Origin of the sequence: Chryseobacterium aahli (genome assembly GCF_022699665.1) — a bacterium.
GTDB lineage: Bacteria > Bacteroidota > Bacteroidia > Flavobacteriales > Weeksellaceae > Chryseobacterium > Chryseobacterium aahli.
The window spans coordinates 467214-485836 of sequence record NZ_JALDNB010000003.1 but is presented as its reverse complement, the minus strand read 5'-3'; the positions used below and the strand labels follow the sequence as shown (position 1 = coordinate 485836).

Annotated in this window: 17 protein-coding genes; 11 read left to right on the top strand and 6 right to left on the bottom strand. The window is 38.7% G+C overall.

Annotated features, from left to right (window positions below; translation table 11 throughout):
- Window positions 1–17: 17 nt before the first annotated feature.
- Complete coding sequence (gene dcm / locus MQX03_RS08380) at window positions 18–1241, bottom strand: DNA (cytosine-5-)-methyltransferase (RefSeq protein WP_394801739.1); 1224 nt, start codon at window positions 1239–1241, stop codon at window positions 18–20.
- A gap of 285 nt (window positions 1242–1526) precedes the next feature.
- On the opposite strand from dcm, the gene MQX03_RS08375 reads away from it, so the two are divergent.
- Window positions 1527–3944 (top strand): heavy metal translocating P-type ATPase, encoded by a 2418-nt coding sequence (locus MQX03_RS08375; protein ID WP_242802522.1) that lies wholly within the window; start codon window positions 1527–1529, stop codon window positions 3942–3944.
- 131 nt (window positions 3945–4075) lie between these two features.
- Here the strand turns inward: MQX03_RS08375 and MQX03_RS08370 are convergent, their stop codons facing one another.
- The 4 genes from MQX03_RS08370 to MQX03_RS08355 are packed head-to-tail and all read right to left on the bottom strand — an operon-like array spanning window position 4076 to window position 6389.
- The gene (locus tag MQX03_RS08370) at window positions 4076–4495 is read right to left on the bottom strand and encodes an arsenate reductase ArsC (protein ID WP_242802521.1); all 420 of its coding nucleotides are present in this window, start codon (window positions 4493–4495) and stop codon (window positions 4076–4078) included.
- Complete coding sequence (gene arsB, locus MQX03_RS08365; protein WP_242802520.1) at window positions 4492–5523, bottom strand: ACR3 family arsenite efflux transporter; 1032 nt, start codon at window positions 5521–5523, stop codon at window positions 4492–4494. The genes MQX03_RS08370 and arsB overlap by 4 nt, the downstream gene beginning before the upstream one ends.
- A gap of 9 nt (window positions 5524–5532) precedes the next feature.
- Entirely contained in the window at window positions 5533–6003 is a 471-nt protein-coding gene (locus tag MQX03_RS08360; protein WP_242802519.1) for a DUF6428 family protein, read from the bottom strand.
- Window positions 6004–6062: 59 nt separating this feature from the next.
- Window positions 6063–6389: an ArsR/SmtB family transcription factor gene (locus tag MQX03_RS08355; RefSeq protein WP_242802518.1), complete on the bottom strand. Its 327-nt coding sequence runs from the start codon at window positions 6387–6389 to the stop codon at window positions 6063–6065.
- A 314-nt stretch (window positions 6390–6703) separates the two neighbouring features.
- Between MQX03_RS08355 and MQX03_RS08350 the strand changes: the two genes are divergently transcribed.
- Entirely contained in the window at window positions 6704–6952 is a 249-nt protein-coding gene (locus MQX03_RS08350) for a heavy-metal-associated domain-containing protein (protein WP_242802517.1), read from the top strand.
- A gap of 209 nt (window positions 6953–7161) precedes the next feature.
- A complete protein-coding gene (locus MQX03_RS08345) occupies window positions 7162–8232 on the top strand; it encodes an iron-sulfur cluster-binding domain-containing protein (RefSeq protein ID WP_242802516.1) in 1071 nt (356 codons plus the stop codon).
- Window positions 8233–8331: 99 nt separating this feature from the next.
- Here MQX03_RS08345 and MQX03_RS08340 read toward each other — a convergent pair whose 3' ends face one another.
- Window positions 8332–8598, bottom strand: a complete 267-nt coding sequence (locus tag MQX03_RS08340) for a hypothetical protein (protein WP_242802515.1) — start codon at window positions 8596–8598, stop codon at window positions 8332–8334.
- A 232-nt stretch (window positions 8599–8830) separates the two neighbouring features.
- Between MQX03_RS08340 and MQX03_RS08335 the strand changes: the two genes are divergently transcribed.
- From MQX03_RS08335 to MQX03_RS08300, 8 genes are all read left to right on the top strand, one after another.
- Window positions 8831–9382: an AraC family transcriptional regulator gene (locus tag MQX03_RS08335; RefSeq protein WP_242802514.1), complete on the top strand. Its 552-nt coding sequence runs from the start codon at window positions 8831–8833 to the stop codon at window positions 9380–9382.
- A gap of 268 nt (window positions 9383–9650) precedes the next feature.
- On the top strand, window positions 9651–10751 hold the full coding sequence (locus MQX03_RS08330) for an efflux RND transporter periplasmic adaptor subunit (RefSeq protein ID WP_317224564.1): 1101 nt from the start codon (window positions 9651–9653) through the stop codon (window positions 10749–10751).
- Between the two features lie 21 nt (window positions 10752–10772).
- Entirely contained in the window at window positions 10773–13877 is a 3105-nt protein-coding gene (locus tag MQX03_RS08325) for an efflux RND transporter permease subunit (RefSeq protein ID WP_242802512.1), read from the top strand.
- A gap of 23 nt (window positions 13878–13900) precedes the next feature.
- Window positions 13901–15250, top strand: coding sequence for a TolC family protein (locus MQX03_RS08320; protein WP_242802511.1), 1350 nt, complete (start codon window positions 13901–13903; stop codon window positions 15248–15250).
- 32 nt (window positions 15251–15282) lie between these two features.
- Window positions 15283–16698, top strand: a complete 1416-nt coding sequence (locus MQX03_RS08315) for an MFS transporter (RefSeq protein ID WP_242802510.1) — start codon at window positions 15283–15285, stop codon at window positions 16696–16698.
- Between the two features lie 64 nt (window positions 16699–16762).
- Window positions 16763–17290: a DUF2652 domain-containing protein gene (locus tag MQX03_RS08310; RefSeq protein ID WP_242802509.1), complete on the top strand. Its 528-nt coding sequence runs from the start codon at window positions 16763–16765 to the stop codon at window positions 17288–17290.
- 140 nt (window positions 17291–17430) lie between these two features.
- Window positions 17431–17649 (top strand): heavy-metal-associated domain-containing protein, encoded by a 219-nt coding sequence (locus MQX03_RS08305; RefSeq protein WP_242802508.1) that lies wholly within the window; start codon window positions 17431–17433, stop codon window positions 17647–17649.
- 9 nt (window positions 17650–17658) lie between these two features.
- Window positions 17659–18609, top strand: a complete 951-nt coding sequence (locus MQX03_RS08300; protein WP_242802507.1) for a heavy metal-binding domain-containing protein — start codon at window positions 17659–17661, stop codon at window positions 18607–18609.
- Window positions 18610–18623 lie beyond the last annotated feature (14 nt).

The window sequence follows — 18623 nt, the reverse complement described above, 5'->3', positions numbered from 1 at the left end:
ATAGATACCAGTAATTTCTATTTTACTTTATAATATTTATTCAAAAATTTCACAATCGAATAACCAACTTCCTTTCCGAGGTTTACAGGAACAGCATTTCCGATTTGCTTGTATTGCTGCGCAATGGAACCTTCAAATTTCCAATCATCCGGAAAAGTTTGAATTCTTGCATATTCGCGAACGGTAAATGGTCGGGTTTCTTCGGGATGACAACGTTCGGTTTGTTTTTGGGCAGGACTGCAAGTTAAAGTGAGACAAGGTTCGTCCCAACCAATTCTGCGAGCAATACCAGTTTTTCCGCCACCCAAATGAAAACTTCCGCCCATAAAAGATTTCTGAATTTCCAAAGGTAAATCTCGCCAATATCCTTTTGGTGGAACTAAATCTAAAACTTCAATTTTGCTTTTCGGATATTTTGCACCATCTGATTTTGGAACATTGGTGTCGAATAATTCGCCTTTTTTCAAAGCATCTTTTAAGTTGTAAATTTTCTTATACGGTATTGGATATTCGTATTCTAAATTGATGTCTTTTCGAATTCCGACTAAAATTAATCGTTCTCTTTTTTGTGGAACATTGTAATTAATGGCTTTCAAAACCTGTACTGGAACTACGTTGTAGCCAATTTCATCTAAAATAGAAATCATTCCTTGCAAAGTATTTCCGTTATCGTGACTCAACAAACCACGAACATTTTCTCCAATACAAATCGGTGGATTTACTTCTTTTACGACTCTCGCAAATTCATAAAACAAAGTTCCTCTTGCATCTGCTAATCCTAATTTTTTTCCTGCATAACTAAATGCCTGACAAGGAAAACCACCGGTTACAACATCAACTTTATCGTGAAATTCAGAAAAATCAAAAGCTTTAATATCACCTTCCAAAACTTTCCAATTTGGTCGATTTTTGCGCAAAGTAGCACAAGCAAATTTATCAATTTCGTTGAGTGCAACACACTTCAAACCAGCCTTTTCCATTCCTACGGCCAAACCACCTGCGCCTGCAAATAGTTCTAAAACTTTGTATTCATTTTCGGGTTCTACAAAATTAGATGCTTCAATGTCATCATTTACAAAATCAGTAAATAATTCTAAAACTTCCGATTTTCTGTAAACCCGATAATTGCTCATTGGTTCACGAACAGCAGACAATTTTCCTTCTCTATCCCAACGTCTAAGCGTTTCTTTGCTTTTCCCAATTAATTCTGATGCTTCCGACAATGACAAATATTCGCTCATAACCAAGTTGTTTAACCTTATACAATGGTTACAAATTTAGAAAAATATTTTGAGCTAACAATCGAACGGACGAAAAAAAACAGAAGATAAAATCAGTCGCCGTTTCCCAGCTCCCACTTCAAAATAACTTATAAAAAACGACTTTTTTTAAAGCGATTGAAGAAAACTTCAACCGCAAACCATTAAACCAAGTTTAGTAAATATTACAAATCAATTCCATAATTCCACAATAACTATTCTCCACATTGTCGCCAATTTTGTATTGCAAATAAAGCAATAGAAATTATGGCTACAAATAACAACAGAGAAACGGTTTACATTCCTTTAGAAGATGTGGAAAGCGAACATTGTGCATTAATCGTTGAAAAAGGGTTGGCAAAGGTTGATGGTGTTGAAACCCAGAAAGTAGAAATCAATAACCACAGAGCAGCCATTACCGTTAAAAATACTGAAACCGTTGGTAAAGCCGTTGCAGCTATTAAAGACTTGGGTTATGGTGTCCCAACCGTAAAAAATTCCTTCCCGGTTTTAGGGATGACTTGTGCGTCTTGTGCGGGTAGTGCAGAAAGCATCGTAAAGTATGAGCCGGGTGTGATTGACGCCTCTGTCAACTACGCTACAGGAAACCTGACCGTTGAGTACCTTCCCAATATGACGGATGCTACCAAACTGCAAAAAGCGGTTCAGGGCGTTGGTTATGACCTGCTCATTGTTGAAGAAGCAAAGCAGCAGGAATCCCTGGAGACCATCCATGCAGAGAAATTCAAAAAGTTAAAAAACAAAACTATTTGGGCCGTTATATTATCATTACCTGTGGTAACCATCGGTATGTTTTTTATGGATATGCCCTATGGTAACGAAATTATGTGGTTCTTTTCCACTCCTGTGGTACTTTGGCTGGGTAAAGATTTCTTCATCAACGCATGGAAACAGGCCAAACATCGTTCTGCCAATATGGATACTTTGGTCGCCTTGAGTACAGGCATTGCGTATATATTTAGTGTATTCAATATGCTTTTTATGGATTTCTGGCACCAGAGAGGATTGCACGCACACGTCTATTTTGAAGCAGCTGCAGTGGTCATCGCCTTTATCCTTTTAGGTAAATTATTGGAAGAAAAAGCCAAAGGAAATACCTCTACGGCCATTAAAAAACTGATGGGCTTGCAACCTAAAACCGTGATAGTAATAGCACCGGACGGAAGCGAAAAACAAACCGCTATTGAAGCCGTAAATGTTGATGATATAATCCTGGTAAAGCCCGGCGAGAAAATTGCGGTCGACGGAATGGTTACTTCGGGTAATTCGTATGTAGACGAAAGTATGCTGAGCGGCGAACCTGTTCCGGTACTAAAAACAGAAAACGAAAAAGTATTTGCCGGAACCATTAACCAAAAAGGAAGTTTTCAATTTAAAGCAGTAAAAGTGGGTAAGGAAACCATGTTGGCCCAAATCATTAAAATGGTGCAAGATGCACAAGGCAGTAAAGCTCCCGTTCAAAAATTGGTTGATAAAATTGCAGGCATTTTCGTTCCGGTGGTGATTGGTATTGCTATTCTGACGTTTGTTTTGTGGATTATTTTAGGTGGCGAAAATGGTTTGGTGCAAGGATTATTGGCAGCCGTTACCGTTTTGGTTATTGCTTGTCCTTGTGCATTGGGCTTGGCTACACCAACGGCAATTATGGTGGGTGTTGGTAAAGGTGCAGAAAATGGTATCTTAATTAAAGATGCCGAAAGTCTTGAATTGGCTAAAAAAGTAAATGCCATTGTTTTGGATAAAACCGGAACCATAACACAGGGAAGACCCGAAGTAACAAGTATCCAATGGCTGAACAATGATGATACCGCAAAAACTATTTTGCTGAGCATCGAAAAACAATCAGAGCATCCATTGGCAGAAGCCGTAGTGAAACATTTGGAAGGCGTAGCTACCGCACCCTTATCCTACTTCGACAGCATTACAGGTAAAGGAGCAAAAGCCAATCATAACAACGAAACCTATTTTGTAGGAAATAAAAAACTCCTGGTAGAAAACAACATTGCGATTGCCGAACAATTGCAAAACCAAGCCGATGAATGGGGCAAACAGTCCAAAACGGTCATTTGGTTTGCAAACAGCAAAGAGGCACTTTCTGTTATCGCTATTTCCGATAAAATCAAAGAAACATCGGTTCAGGCAATTGCAGCAATGCAGGAAATGGGTATCGAATTGTATATGTTAACCGGCGACAATGAAGCCACAGCTAAAGCAATTGCCGAGCAAACAGGCATCCTGCATTACAAAGCCGAAGTATTACCACAACACAAAGCCGATTTTGTAAAAGAACTACAGCAGCAAGGCAAAGTAGTAGCCATGGTAGGCGACGGAATTAATGACAGCACCGCATTGGCAACAGCCGATGTAAGCATTGCCATGGGAAAAGGCAGCGATATCGCCATGGATGTAGCCAAAATGACCATCATCTCATCAGACCTTACCAAGATACCACAGGCAATACGTTTATCCAAACAAACCGTGGCCACCATTAAGCAAAACCTCTTTTGGGCATTTATTTACAACCTGATTGGTATTCCCCTGGCGGCAGGGATATTGTATCCAATCAATGGTTTCTTGTTAAACCCAATGATAGCCGGAGCTGCAATGGCTTTGAGTAGCGTAAGTGTTGTGAGTAATAGCTTAAGATTAAAGTGGAAGAAATAAAACAGATTGGGATTTTGTGTAGTAGCGGGAATAGTACAAAATTCAAGCGAAAAAAGTCGTTGAATTTAGCACTCATCCCGCCATTTTGTCGAATATTTCGTGTAATACGTTAGCCTTTTCGGTTCATCAATCTAAAAATTTTCGGCAACAAATTTTTCGCAATATTCTTTAATTTGTTGTCTTACTTTTCTAAATTCTTCCGAAATTTCATCATCACTTCCTGTTGCTTTTGCTGGATCGGGAAAATTATAATGAAACTTTTGAGCTTTTGTAGGAAAGAATGGACAACGTTCTTTGGCATTGTCGCAAACCGTAATTACAAAGTCAAAATCTATATTTCGATATTCGTCAATATTGTTTGAAGTGTGATGTGAAATGTCAATTCCGTCTTCTTTCATCGTTGCGACTGCTTTCGGATTTACACCGTGAGTTTCTACACCTGCGCTAAAAATTTCTGCTTTTTGTTCTGCGAAATATCTTAAATATCCTTCCGCAATTTGGCTTCTGCAACTATTTCCTGTGCAAAGCACTAATACTTTTTTTGTTATCATAAATACGTTTTTTTCTTTAAATATAAACTTACTTTAACCAATAAAATTAAAACCGGAACCTCAACTAAAGGTCCGATGACACCAACGAATGCTTGTGGCGAATGGATTCCGAAAACTGCGATGGCTACGGCAATTGCCAATTCAAAATTATTTCCTGTGGCCGTAAATGCGATGGATGCGTTTTTGTCGTAAGGTATTTTCAATGCTTTATTGATGAAAAAGCTAATGAAAAATGTAAGCACAAAATAGATGATTAAAGGAATCGCAACTTTTACAACATCCATCGGTAATTCTAAAATTTTATCCCCTTTTAAACTAAACATTAATACAATCGTGAAAAGCAGGGCATATAAAGTAATGGGTGAAATGGCAGGAATAAATTTTCTATTGAACCATTCTTCACCTTTTGATTTTATTAGAAAATAGCGACTCAAAAATCCTGCAATAAAAGGAATACCTAAATAGATGAACACACTTTCGGCTACATCTTTCATTGGCACGTTAATATTAAAATGACCAAAACCCAATTTTTGTGGCAAAACATTGATGAAAAGCCAAACGTAAAAGCTATAAAATACCAATTGGAAAATACTGTTTAATGCGATCAATAAAGCCGCATATTCGCGGTTTCCTTTCGCTAGATCATTCCACACAATAACCATTGCAATGCATCTTGCCAAGCCAATCAAAATCAAACCAATCATATAATCGGGTTCATTTCGAAGAAAAATTATTGCCAGTATAAACATTAAAATCGGACTGATGATCCAGTTCAGTAAGAGCGAAACCGATAGTACTTTTTTGTCTTTAAATGCTATTGGTAATAATGAGTAATCCACTTTCGCCAAAGGCGGATACATCATTAAAATCAACCCAATTGCCAATGGGATATTAGTTGTTCCGACTGAAAGTGAATTGGTTACGTCTGAAATATTGGGAATAAAATATCCTAAACCAACGCCAATAGTCATTGCAAGGAAAATCCAAAGGGTAAGATAACGGTCGAGAAATTTTAGTTTTGGCTTCATATTAATCATTTAACAGCAACCCGAATTGGGTTTGCAAACTGTTTGATTTGCAGACAATTCTGCTAAGTTTTTTTTCTCTTTTTCTGATGGAATTCCACATGCATCCTGAGCCAAACAAGCCGTAGTTTTATTGACCAAAACAAATGTTTTTCCGTTAAATTCTAAATCGTATTTCCCAATTGTATCACTTTGATATTCCACTTCGATTTCAAAATCTTCGATGCCTAATTTTTCTTCAGATAGCTTGATGATATTGAGTAATTTGTTAGGTTTTAAGCGATGTTCAAAATCATCTGCGTTCCACAACTGAAAGTTCACTACTTTTTCTGTGCGGATTACGCCACCACAATCGATGAAGTTTTTAGTGATCATTCCCACTTCCGTCACGTGAAAATGTTCGGGAACAAAAGTTCCGTTTTCTAATTGAAATTCAACATTTTTTAATGTTGGTAAGATCTGTTTTACGTCTGATAATTTCATCTTATAATTCTTTATAGTTTAAATGCAATATTGCGATATGATTAGCCAAAAAAAATACTTTAACAGCATTTGGCTTTAGAAACCGTTTCTACAATTTTTGAGAAATAAATATTTAAAATTTCGATTGTTTTTTCATCAATGCAATAACAAATCGAATTTCCTTCGATATTTCCTTTAATAATTCCGGCGTTTTTTAACTCTTTTAAATGTTGGGAAACAGTCGGTTGCGCCAATGGAAGTTCGTTCACAATGTCGCCACAAATGCACTCGTTTACTTTCATTAAATATTCAATAATCGCAATTCTTGCAGGATGTCCCAAGGCTTTTGCGATGGTGGCAATTTGATTTTGCTTGTCCGTGAAATGTTCTGTTTTAGTGGCTCCCATTTTTCATAAATTCTATATCGCAATATTACGATAATAATTTTATCAGACAATTTTTTTTTCAATTAGTAAAATGTTGAGGCTTGTACGGACAGTTGTAATAGTTGATACCTAATTCTAAAATATAACATTATGTATTACCCATATTCCCCTGCAGAATTATTTTTTCAAGTTCACAAAGTAAATCCTTTCTAAATTCCTCTCCCAAACCCAAATACCATCACCCCAATCAGTAAATATCACAAATCAAAAAGGGAATAACATATAAGATAAGCGTAGAACAGTACGGAACTTTGTAAAACAAAAATTTATTTAAAATGAAAAATATAGAATTGAGCATTCCAAGTATGCAGAGTGCACATTGCCAGACAAGAGTAAATAGCGCAATCGCAGCTATTGAAGGTATAAAAGTTGAAAAATTAGAGGCTGGAAAATTATCCGTTGCTGTTGAAAACGACGAAATAAAAGATAAGCTGGCAGAAACCATTGAAAAAGCTGGTTACAAAGTAGAAGATGATGATAGCGAAAAGGATTCAAGCCCTTCAAGCGGATGCTGTGCTAACTAAAAGTTTAATTTAATTTCAGGGATGATGTATCAATAAATTACATCCCTGAAATTTTAAGTGTTGAAGAATTTAAGCTCAACAGAGTTAAAACAGAAGCTACGACACAAGAAAAGTCAGGAACTAACTGGGCAGAAACCTCTCTTTAGACAGCTAAGAAGAGGTTTTCTTTTTACTAGGGTACAACAAAAAAAAACAGAAACTATATACAGATGAAGAAATACAAGTGGAGCACATATAAAATAGTAAAGGAAACAGAAGATACGATTACAATATACTTTGATACCGCACAGCAGACATTCAACTATCTTCCGGGACAATACCTCAATATAAAATGTGTGATAAATGAAGAGTTGGTCATCAGGTCGTATTCTCTTAGTTCTAAACCATCCGATGAATTTCCCTCGATAACCGTAAAACGCGTTGCCGGAGGAAAGATGAGCAACCATCTTGTAGATAATGCAATATTCATTTCAAGCTGGGAGATAGAGGCGCCATTCGGTAATTTTGTTTTGGAAAAGCAGGTTGCAGCACATGCTCAAATAGTTCTGCTAACTGGAGGCAGTGGTATTTCACCACTGTTTTCTATGTTGAAAAGCATTGATAAAAGTGCAAAAACACCTTTACTTATCTACGGAAATAAATCGCCTGAAGAGACTATCTTTTGGAACGAATTGGAAGTAATGCAGGCAGATGGAAAGCTAAATCCCTATTATTCGTTTACATCGGACGAGTTTGTATCCTCCAAAATCAACCATATTACAGGCAGATTTTCTCCGCAACTACTCCACTCTATCATCAGGAAACAAGTTGCGACGTTAGAAGAGGCAAATTACTACATCTGCGGACCAGTCGGATTAATGAAACTTTATCAGGAAGCTTTGCTCGGTCTGAATATTTCACCAGAACAAATCCATACCGAATATTTCGACCCTGTTCCCGAAGAAAATCTGGTATTTGAGAATGATGGTATATCTAAAGATGTTATCGTGACTTATTTTCAGGACCATTACATTAACAATGAAGTACAGACCTACGAATGCACTTCGCTTATTGAAGTAAAAGCCAATCAATCTCTTTTAGATGCAATGAACGAACATCATATCAAAGTCTCAAGTTCCTGCAAAAACGGAACCTGTGGTACTTGTTGGGCGCTTAAAACCGATGGTGAAGTACGGATGCTCAACCATCACGCACTTACCGAACAGAATATATCGGAGGGCATTATATTGCTATGTCAGAGTTACCCGATGGACGAGGAAGTGGTCATAAACCTATCCTGACCGTTTATTTAAAAAAGAATCCAAAAAATTTTGACAAAATGTTTGTTGTACTTGATTGAGCAATTTTTGCACATTGGATAAATTTTATCAATTATACCTTTAAAAATCCTCCTTCAATAAATCTTTCAGTTTACGATGTTGGATACTTAAATCTGCATACATTGTTTTCAATCTGTAGTTTTCTTCATTAAGATTAATAAGCTCTTTAAGGATATCTATCCCTAAATCTTTGTATTTCTGCTTTAACTCAAAAATATTTACCCCATAAACTCCATATTTTTCAAAGAGGTCCAATCCGCTTTTCCCTGAATTATAGTCTTTAAGCACTTTTATAATTTGATGTTCGATATTTTGCTTGTTCTTCATTATCCGACTTTTATTTTATACAAAATTCCGCAGGACTAATTATAAAATCTGTATGGTTTTCCTTGATTAGTTTGTAATTTTTAATGTTCTCCCTATTTTATGATTCACGAAATTTTGCAAATCAAACACGGAATATCGTAACATTTTATAGTCCTCAAAACCGGACTTTTGACTCCATAATATCAAGAATGCGAAATATCTTTTTTAACCTATGAAACTATTAATTAAAGGAATGGTATGCAACAGGTGCATCTATTTTCTGTCGGAAGAATTTCCTAAGCTCGGTTTGGAAATTTCCGAAATACGCTTAGGGGTGGTAATTCTAAAAGAAACGGATGCAATCATTGTTGATGAACAAGTTATCAGAGCCATGCTCCAAAAGAACGGATTCGATTTGTTATACAGTAAAGACCAAAAGATTATTGAATTTATTAAAACTGCCGTTGAAAAAGGGATTGATGAACAACTGGAGACTGGCAAGCCTGTTAAATTTTCGGCATTTATCAGTAACGAATTGTATAAAGAATATGATTCGCTGAGTGCCTTGTTTTCATCTTTGGAGGGACTCACGCTCGAAAAATTTATTATTTCAAAGAAGATAGAAAAAGTAATAGAGCTTTTAGTCTATACAGACCAGTCACTGTCTGATATTGCTTACAGCCTAGGTTACGGCAGTCCGGCGTACCTATCCAATCAGTTAAAAAAGTACACCGGCTTTACCTCTTCCCACTATAAAAAAATAAGACGTGATAAGCTGGCTATTACAACAGAAATAATCACATGAAAAATTGCCAGTAACACCTAAAATTCTTTGTAGCACGATTTCGTAAAACTACCGGAATACAAATCAACTTGCCAATCCCTGTTCGTCAAAAGGAACAGGGATTTTTTTATAAGTGGTTTAATAACAAAACTATACTGCTTAAAAGCTAAAAATAGCAAGGCGTAAATTTCACAACTCTTACCCGTAATAGTATCAAAAATACGGCAGCAGCCACCAATACCTTTGTCCTTTAAAATTAATCGTTTGTTACATCATTAAGCATAGCAACATGTTATACAAAATCATTAAACACAAGACCATGTTATACAATTCTACAAGACTAAGGTTAGGAATTTTAATTCCGTTAATGGGCATCTTATTGATTGCCTGTGAGAACAAGTCGGAAAAAACGTCGGGAAAACCGGCAACAAATAACGCAGATGCCAGCAAATTGCCGGTAGATATTATCATTGCTCAGGAACAGCTGCTCAATCATGAAGAAGCTATTGTGGGTACGATGATGTCTAATCGAGAAGTATCCATCGTCAGCGAAATTCCTCAAAAGATAACTAAAGTAGCCTTTAAAGACGGCGGTTACGTTACCCAAGGCGCTGTATTGTACACACTGAATGACGCCGATATCAAATCCCGTTTAAAACAAATTGCTGCAGAACTGGAATTGGCAAAACTCAACAAAGAGCGTATGAGTAATCTCTTGAAAACCGAAACTGTAAGACAGCAGGAATATGATGAAGCATTTACGCGTTTCCGCTCCTTGGTTGCACAGCAAGATTTGCTACGTGTTGAACTCGCAAAAACGGTAATCCGTGCACCATTTTCAGGAAAAATCGGGATTTCAAAAGTACATCTTGGTGCTTATGTTACACCTGGTGCAGTACTCGTGATGTTGCAAGACCAAAGCAGTATCAAAATCAATTTCTCGGTTCCGGAAAAATACCTGCCTTTAATAAAAATGGGAGATAAAGTACGGTTTACTTCAGAGTTATCTGGTGAGGAGTATGTGGCAACCATCAATGCCACCGAACCTGGGCTCGATGCTCAAGGCAGGAGCTTGCAGGTGCAGGCATTGGCAATTAATACGGGTGGTCAGTTTAGGCCGGGACTTTCTGCAAAAGTATATTTCAGTGCTACCGATAAAGGCGCAAAAGGAATATTGGTACCAACCGAAGCGTTGGCTCCCGGCGCAAAAGGTTACACTGTTTTTATCATTAAAAATGGCGTGGCAAAACCTGCGGAAGTAACCATTAGTAAAAGGACAGAAACAGATGCGGTCATTACCTCCGGCATTGCAACCGGCGATAGCATTATTGTTTCAAATATGTTGCGCTTAGGAGATGGAATGCCTGTAAAAGCCGTTGTGTCCAAATAATTCATTTCAAATCTTAGCATTATGAGTATATCATCTTTAAGTATAAAAAAACCGGTTTTAGCCGGGGTATTTTCACTCCTGCTTATTATCTTGGGAATAGTAGGATGGAAACAATTAGGCGTTCGGGAATTCCCGCTAACAGAACCTCCCGTTATTTCGGTCATTACCTTCTATCCCGGTGCAAGCCCGGATGTGATTGCATCGAAGCTTACCCGCCCAATGGAGGAATCTATTGCCGAGGCCAACGGAATACGTACCATTTCTTCTGAATCCAGGGAACAGGTAAGTATTATTTCGGTAGAATTTAACCGTGAAGTGGATTTGGAGGATGCATTGAACGATGTAAGGGACAAAGTGGCCAAATCCCGTAAACAACTTCCTGGTGATGTTGACCCGCCAATTGTGCAAAAAGCATCTTCGCCAGATAATCTGGTAGCATTCCTTGAGGTAGAAAGTGACACCAAAGACATCAAAGAAGTAAGTCACCTTGCATCTACCGTCATCAAAGACAAAATGCAATCTATCCCTGGGATTAGTAACGTAGCGATTGTAGGTGAACACAAATACGCCATGCGCCTTCGCTTTGACCCCGCAAAACTTGCCGCTTATCAATTGACACCTGCAGACATTCGCAAAGCGTTAACGAGAGAGAATATTGACCTGCCTGCTGGCCGCATAGAAGGAAGCAACAGTGAGCTGAGCATCCGTACAATGGGTCGCCTTACTTCGGTAAATGATTTTGAAGAAATGCTCATCAAGCAAGTGGGTAATACAGTTATTCGCCTCAAAGATATTGGCTCTGCCGAATTGGGCGAAGAGAATGAACGTACCGCAATTATTAACGAAACTGGTGGGTTAAACCGTATCGGAATTGGTGTTGCCATTCAAATTCAAAGAGGTGCGAATGCCATTGAAGTGGTAGATGAATTTTACAAACGCTTAGAGCAACTGCGTAAAGAAGTTCCGTCTGAATACCGTTTGATTGTTGGTTTCGACTATACCAGTTCTGTACGCGAATCTATCAAAGAAGTAGAAGAAACACTATTCATCGCTTTCGGACTGGTGGTGTTGATTATTTTTCTATTTCTGAGGGATTGGCGCTCGACCATCATTCCGGTATTGGCGATTCCGGTATCCATCATTTCCGCGTTTTTCATCATGTATGTGGCTGGTTTTTCCATCAATATTTTAACGCTTTTGGGATTGGTGCTTGCCATCGGATTAGTAGTAGATGATGCCATCGTTGTACTTGAAAATATTTATAAAAAGATAGAAGAAGGCATGACGCCCATACAGGCTGCGTTTAAAGGTTCCAAAGAAATTTATTTTGCGGTTATTTCCACTACCATTACGTTGGCAGCCGTTTTTCTTCCCATTGTTTTCATGGGTGGAATTAGTGGACAGCTTTTCAAGGAATTCGCCATTGTGGTATCGGGTTCGGTGCTGGTATCGGCTTTGGTGGCATTGACATTAACACCGATGTTGAGTGCTTATTTTTTAAAGAAAAAAACAAAACCGAGTTGGTTTTATCGGGTTACTGAGCCGTTTTTCGTGCGTTTAAATAATGGATATGCCCGTTTGCTTACCACATTTATGAAAGCCAGATGGTTAGCCTGGGTATTTTTAGTGGGTACTACTGCACTCATTTATTTTGTAGGAAAAGGACTTCCATCAGAATTAGCGCCTGTTGAAGACCGTTCAAACATGAACCTCATCGCTGTTGCCCCAGAAGGTGTTTCGTTCGATTATATGAAAAAGCACATGACCGAAGTCGGGAAATATGTGAACGACTCCACCGATGGGCTGTATCAAACCTATTCAATGGTCGCTATTTCCTTTATTCCCGCTCCGGCACCTGTGAATGTGGCGGTACAAAGTATCTATCTTAAGGACCCTAAGCACAGAAAGCATAGTGTTCAGGACCTGTATAACCAATATGGTGCTGCATCAGGGCAATTCAGAGGATTTCTTCTGTTTCCTTATTTACCTCCAACTATCGGAAGCCGATATGGTGGTGGAATGCCGATACAGTTTGTATTGCAATCGCAAAACCTCGACAGTTTGACGGCGGTGCTTCCAAAATTCCTGGCAGCGGCACGGCAAAGTAAAAAACTGATGTTTATAGATGCCGATTTAAAGATTAATAAACCAGAAGTAAAAATAAATATCGACCGCCAGAAAGCGGCCTTAATGGGTGTTTCAATGGAGGAAGTAGCACATACTTTGCAACTCTCTTTCTCCGGGCAGCGTTACGGATATTTCTTACGAAACGACCGTCAATATGAAGTAATCGGACAATTAGATAGAACTTATAGAAATGACAAAAGTGACCTGAGTGCAATCTACGTTCGTTCGGCAACAGGCGAAATGATACCATTGAGCAATCTCATCACCACAGAAGAAGCTGTAAGTCCTGCCGCTATTTACCGATACGACCAATACACTTCTGCCACAGTTTCGGCAGCCATGGCACCCGGCGTGAGCCTTGCCGAAGGAATACAGGAAATCGAAAAAATAAAGAAAGAAGTTTTGGGTGAAACGTTTAAAGCATCCTTAGCCGGTCAGTCGAGAGATTATACAGAGAGTCAGGGCAATATCACCTTTACGCTTATTCTGGCACTGGTACTTATTTACATGATTTTAGCGGCACAGTTTGGCAATTTACGTGACCCGTTGACCATTATGCTTACCGTACCGATGGCTATAACCGGAGCCATTCTCAGCCTCTCGTGGTTTGGTCAGAGTTTAAATGTGTTCAGTCAAATTGGGATAATTACCCTGATTGGGTTAATTACCAAAAACGGTATCCTTATCGTCGAATTTGCCAACCACCTTAAAAACACCGGACTTTCAAAACGAGAAGCAGCCATACAGGCAGCCGAGCAACGTTTCCGTCCTATTTTGATGACCTCTTTGGCGATGATATTCGGAGCATTACCGATTGCATTGACGGTTAACAGCCGTCAGTCGTTAGGGATTGTGATTGTAGGCGGATTAGCCTTCTCCGGAATACTAACCTTGTTTATCATCCCGGCAGTTTATTCTTATTTATCAAGCAAAAAAGCAGAAAAAGTAATTGTAGAAGAAGATACCGAGGAAGAAAACAGACCAGCCGAAGTAGTATGATTTTAAATCTCAAAAAAGAAAAAATGAAAAAGAATATCTCATATATAGTTACGATGCTGCTCTTGATTAGTAGCGTAAATATATTGTATGCACAGAAAAAAATGCTGTCCCTTACCGATGCATTGGAAATGGCGAAACAGGGAAACAAGGCATTGCAGGTACAGGTTTTGGAAGAAATTAACGCCAAAGAAAAAACCCGTGAAGCAAAAGGCGCCTTACTGCCTACTATTTCGGCAAACCTTGGCTATTCCTATTATTTCGACAGGCAGGTTATATTCATGCCCCGTTCGTTTGCAGGCACCAATAAGCCGGTGCAGGACATCGCCGTTGGCGGAAAAAATATTTACAACGGGTTTGTATCACTCTATCAACCCATTTTTTCACCTGCCGCACATCAGTTAACAAAGGTTTCAAAAATCAATGAAAAAATTGAAATTGAAAAAACCGCCGACCTGAAAAGCCAGGTTGCCCTTCAGGTTTCAACCCGCTATCTGGATATATTGATGATGAACAGTCAATTGGGTTTACTAGACCAAAGTCTGCAACGCAATATCAAGGCACTGCAAGATGCACGGGCATTGTTGGCGCAGGGAAAAGGCTTAAAAGCGGATACATTAAGGAGTTTTATCGCAGTAGAAAATTTAAAATCTTCTATTTCATATTTGAAAAACAATGTTGAGGTTTCGGGTATTGAATTAAAAAGATTGGTTGGGTTGCAAGATGTATCTGAATTAGAATTGACCGATGACCTTGAGCTGGGTATTGAAGCCAACAAAAGTGAATTTTACCAGGTTGATGAAGCTTTCAAAATTGCAGAAGTCAATCGAAAAGACCTGAATATCCAAAAATTATCGATTGACCTTCAGCAAAAAAAATTAAAAGCTACGCAAGCCATGTTGTTGCCACAGCTCTCTCTGATAGGACAATATCAGGTACAGGCACAGGCTGATGATATGAAGTTTGGCGAATATTCTTTACCAAGAACTTCCTTTCTGGGTTTGCAATTGACCGTACCAATTTTTAACGGCTACCGTACCAAATCTCAAATCAGCCAGGCAAAAATTAAAGCGGAGCAGGAAGATATACGTTTAAACGATTTAAAAGACAAGGTTAAAACAGAACTGGCCACCATTATAAGCAAATGGAAAGAAGCCAATACCCAAATGGACATTCAGGAAACCACCGTGCAATCGGCAGAACTGAACCACCACATGATGGAAGACCGTTTCAAAAACGGCTTAGGTTCAAGGCTTGAATTGACGGATGCCGAATTGGCTTTGACACAAGCCAAGATTAATTATCTGAATGCTGTATATAACCTGCGGATGCTTCATGTAGAATTGCAAAATGCGCTTGGGCTGTTAAGCCTGTAATCACTCATCAATAATTTAAAAAAATAAAAAACATGAAACAACCAATAGACAAACCTGCCGCATACAGCAAACGCTGGTCGGCACTTTTCTTACTTTGTACTGCGCAGTTTATAGTAATTATGGACACCTCTATTATCGGGGTAGCTTTGCCGGCAATAAAAGCAGACCTCGGTTATTCCCAAAGCGGCTTACAATGGATTTTTAATGCGTATGTTATCGCCTTTGGCGGCTTTTTACTACTCGGCGGACGTTTGTCAGATTTGTTTGGCGCCCGCAAGGTTTTTATGTGGGGTTTTGTTATTCTTTCTGCTGCATCACTTCTGGCAGGTGTAGCTTGGTCAGAAGCAGCACTTAATGCCGGAAGGGCTTTGCAAGGCTTGGGTTCTGCGTTGATTGCTCCGGCAGCACTTACTTTAGTTTTATCCAAATTTACCGACCCCAAAGAAATCAATAAAGCGTTGGGCTTTTGGGGAGCTTCTGCAGCAGCGGGTGGTTCTGCGGGAGTTTTCCTTGGTGGAGCTATTACCGAATGGCTTTCATGGCATTGGGTATTCCTCATTAATATTCCCATAGGACTTGCTGTGCTGTTTTATAGCAAAAAGCTTTTGTTTAAAGGCAGTACCCAAAAAGGCAAAGTGGATGTAGCAGGCGCAATTTTGGCAACAGCCGCGTTAGTGTTAGCAGTATATAGCATTGTATCGGCTGAAGGTGCCGGGTGGAAATCGCTTCAGACCATCGGACTGTTGGCACTTTCTTTAGTATTGTTCATTATCTTCTTTGTTATCCAAAAACAGAAAAATGAACCCTTGGTTCCGCTAAGCATTTTCAAAGTGCCCAATCTTTCATCAGGTAATTTGGTAATGGCTTTACTGGCAGCAGCCTGGATACCTTTATGGTTTTTTCTAAATCTGTACCTGCAGCAGACGCTGAATTATTCTGCTTTCAATAGTGGATTGGCTTTACTGCCTATGACGATTGCGATTATGTTTTTGATGGTAGGTGTTACGGGCAAACTGGTAGCCAAATTTGGGTTCAAAACAAATCTTATAGCCGGGCTAATTACACTTGCCGCTTCACTTTTTCTGTTTAGCACCATTCCGGCTGATGGAACGTTCCTGGTCAATGTATTGCCAGCATCTTTGTTGGGAGCGTTGGGTATGTCGCTGGCTTATATTCCGGGTACGATTGCTTCGATGTCGGGTGCTAAACCCGAAGAAACAGGACTGGCTTCAGGATTGGTTAATACGAGTTATCAAGTAGGTTCGGCTTTGGGTCTGGCGATTATTGTTGCTATTTCTGCTGCAAAAACCAATGCAATTAAAACAACAGGAGCAGCTGATATGGAAGCACTGAATGCAGGTTTTCAAACGGCATTTTTCTCGGCGGCCGTTATCTGTGTAATTGCCGCGATTATTGCTGCTTTTTCTATAAAAACACTTAAAAATTAACCCGTTGCATTTATCAGTTTAGATTATGGAAGAAATTATTTCCCCAAATGAAACAGGAATGGTAATGATACCTGACATATCCGGATTTACAGATTTTGTCATAAATACCAATATGTCTATTGGGAAATACATAACTGAAAATCTTCTGAAATCAATAATTGACAGCAACAACCTTTCGTTTAAAGTTTCAGAGATTGAGGGAGATGCGGTATTGTTTTATAAATACCGCAAAATTCCTTCCTTTGACGATACGATAGCCCAGATTGTGGTAATGTACCAGAATTTCAAAAAAGAGCTAGCCAGGCTGTCATTGGAGCTTACTATGGAAATCTCTCTATCCTTAAAAATTATTGTTCACTATGGTGCTTTTACCCAATATAAAATTGGCAAGTTTGAAAAACTTTATGGAGCAACAGTTGTAGAAGCGCATCAAATGCTTAAAAACCATATTGCGAAGTTTCCACCGTATGCTTTGTTTTCCGAAGCCTTTTTAAAAGCTAATTTCGAACATCCTGCCCAATCTACTATTGAATATGACAATTGCGACAACTGTATTTACCTGGCTAAAATTGGATATATACATTATCTGTAATTAGAGACCATGCATTCAATATCGGTAACAATACAAAATCTGCAATCAGTAAATCTTACAAATCAAACCCCAAAAACCGCAAAAGAAATCGTGTTATTTGGCGCAACTTTGTATCAACAAATAATTTAAAATAAATAAAAATGGAAAATACGAATTTTCAGTTCAAGACAAATATCAACTGCAGCAGCTGCGTAGCAAAAGTAACCCCTTTTTTAAATGATGCCGAAGGTATCGGGCAATGGGAAGTGGACACTGCCAACAGAGAAAAAATCCTTACCTTAAAGTCTGAAGGAATTACCGAACAAGAAGTGATAGAAACAGTTCAAAAAGCAGGTTTCAAAATAGAACCGATAAAATAATTTATAAAGATGAAAAAGGTAATCAATACATTGTTGGGCGTAACGGTTTGCTTAGTTACTTTATCGGCCTGTAACAATGTAGAAAATAAAAAAAATAAAGATATGACAACTCACAAGCACACAGACAAAGAAAGCGTTTACGCTTGCCCTATGCACCCGGAAGTAACCGGAAAACAGGGAGAAAAATGCCCTAAATGTGGAATGGATTTGAAAGCAGTTAATGCTGAAAATACAGTTGCGTATGAGGTGCAGTTAACTACTTCGCCACGAAATGTGGAAGCTGGAAAGCCAACCCAATTGACACTAGCGGTGAAGCAAAACGAAAAAATGGTGGCTCTGGATATTTCACACGAGATGAAATTACATTTAATGGTGGTGAGTGAAGATTTAAACTGGTTTCGCCACATCCATCCGGAAGAGCAGAAAGACGGTGCATATGCGATTACGGAAACATTCCCGACTGGTGGAAAGTATCTGCTGTTTTCTGATTTTAAACCGAGCGGTGGTGAACAAACTTTGAACAAGCAGGAAATTGATGTGCAAGGAAAAAGCAGTCCGGTTAATAATGATATTTCGACTAAGTATATTTCAAAAGTTGATGGATTTACCGTAACTCTTCTTAATGGAAGCGACTTTAAAACCAACAAAACACAGCACCTGGAAATTTCCATCGAAAAAGACGGAAAGAAATTAATCGAAAAGGATTTGCAACAATATTTAGGTGCATCTGCCCATATCGTAATGATTGGCAAAGTTGGCAAAGAATTTCTGCATATTCATCCGGTATCAGACAGCCGTTTTCCAGTTTTTGCGCAGACACAAATCGAAAAGGCTGGAATTTACAGAATGTGGGCACAGTTTAAAATAGATGGAAAAGTGCATACCGCAGATTTCACCGTTGATGTAGCCGAAGGGAAAAAAGGCGAAAACGAAGAAAAGTCGCACGCACATCATCATTAAAAAGTTTAATTTTG